Raw genomic sequence first — 1671 nt, forward strand, 5'->3', positions numbered from 1 at the left:
GACCCAGCGCGACGTAGTCGGGCCTGGCTGCCATAGCCGTCTGCAGTTCGGCATGATCATGGGTGCTCAGCCCGAGCCTGATGCCGGCCGCCCGTATCTCCGAGAGGTCGGCGGCCTGCAGGTCCTCCTGGCCGAGGTGGACGAAGTCGCAGCCCTCTTCGATCGCCAGCCGCCAATGATCGTTGACAATGAGCTGGCAATGGTGTCGCGCGCACAAGGCTTTTGCCTTGCGGATTTCCGCGCGCAGCCTGCCCTCGTCCATGTCCTTGATGCGGAGTTGCACCAGCCTGACGCCGAGCGGCACAAGCCGTTCGATCCAGGCGGCGCTGTCGACGATCAAGTAGAAGGGATCGAGCTTCATGAGAAAACCGCCCTGCCGATTGTAGGAGTCGATGGCACGGCGACGTCGCGCGGCTCGAGCAGTCCTGAACCATACGCTTCCCGGCCGGCATCGACCGCCTTGCCGAAAGCGCGCGCCATGCCCACCGGGTCGGCCGCCTTGGCAACCGCGGTGTTGAGGAGCACGGCGTCAAAACCGAGTTCCATAACGGTTGCCGCGTGCGACGGTCGTCCGAGACCAGCATCGACGATCAATGGCACGTCGGGGAAATGCCCGCGCAGCGAGCGCAGCGCCATGATGTTGACCGGCCCGAGCGCCGAGCCGATCGGCGCGCACCACGGCATCAGAACCTTGCAGCCTGCCTCGAGCAGCCGCTCGGCGACGATAAGGTCGTCGGTGGTATAGGGGAAAACGCTGAACCCGTCTTCGCAAAGGATGCGCGCGGCTTCGACCAGACCGAAGACGTCGGGCTGCAGCGTGTCGTGGTTGCCGATCACTTCGAGCTTGATCCAGGACGTGCCGAAGACTTCGCGCGCCATCTTCGCGGTCGTCACGGCTTCCTTCACGGAGTGGCAGCCGGCGGTGTTGGGCAGCACCCTCACGCCGAGCGAACGGATCAGCGACCAGAATTTCTCGCCGGCCTTGCCGCCGGCCATTTCCCGGCGCAGCGAGACGGTCACCACCGAGGTGCCTGACGCCTTGACCGCATCGGCCAGGATCGCCGGCGAAGGATATTGGGCGGTGCCCAGCAGCAGGCGCGAGGCAAGTTTTGTCCCGAGAAGATCGAACATCGGCTAGCCTCCCTGCATGGGTGACAGGATTTCGATCCGGTCGCCCTCGCTCAACCGGAATTCCGCCCGTCCGGCCGCGGGAACAACATCGCCGTTCAGCGCGGTGGCGAGCCAGCCGCCCTCATAGTCAAGCTCCTTCAAAAGGGCGTCGAGCGTTGTCGCCTCGACCTCAAGCGCTTCGCCATTGACGATCAGCTTCATTTTCAGACTCCAGGCCGGCAGATGAATTGTCGGCAGATGAATTGAAGAGAAGGCCGGCAGCCTGCTCGGCCATGGCCGGTGAGAGCAGGAAACCGTGCCGGTAGAGACCGTTGATCGTGATCGCGCCGTCCTTCCGACGCTTCACCCGCGGCAGATTGTCGGGATAGGCAGGGCGTACACCCACTCCTGTCTCGACGATTTCGGCCTCACCGAACGCCGGATGGAGTGCGTAGGCAGCATTGAGAAGCTCCATCAGCGAACGGGCGGTGATCGGCCCGTCATGGTCGCTTTCGATCATGGTCGCGCCGACCATGAAGTGATGATCGGCCCGCGGCACGA

Annotated in this window: 4 protein-coding genes; all 4 read right to left on the bottom strand. The window is 64.2% G+C overall.

From position 1 onward, the window contains the following. Positions 1–361 (bottom strand): thiamine phosphate synthase (locus EOA29_RS35585; RefSeq protein WP_189479100.1); only part of this gene is annotated, 361 nt, incomplete at its 3' end. Then, entirely contained in the window at positions 358–1131 is a 774-nt protein-coding gene (locus tag EOA29_RS35590; RefSeq protein WP_126093274.1) for a thiazole synthase, read from the bottom strand. The genes EOA29_RS35590 and EOA29_RS35585, both read right to left, overlap by 4 nt. A 3-nt stretch (positions 1132–1134) precedes the next feature. Further along, positions 1135–1332 carry a sulfur carrier protein ThiS gene (thiS, locus tag EOA29_RS35595; protein WP_041003173.1) on the bottom strand — a complete coding sequence of 66 codons (198 nt, stop codon included), beginning with the start codon at positions 1330–1332 and terminating at the stop codon, positions 1135–1137. After that, positions 1301–1671: FAD-dependent oxidoreductase (locus EOA29_RS35600; protein WP_127222333.1), on the bottom strand; the 371-nt coding region annotated here is incomplete at its 5' end. The genes thiS and EOA29_RS35600, both read right to left, overlap by 32 nt.

It is taken from the genome of Mesorhizobium sp. M1E.F.Ca.ET.063.01.1.1 (assembly GCF_003998155.1).
Lineage (GTDB): Bacteria > Pseudomonadota > Alphaproteobacteria > Rhizobiales > Rhizobiaceae > Mesorhizobium.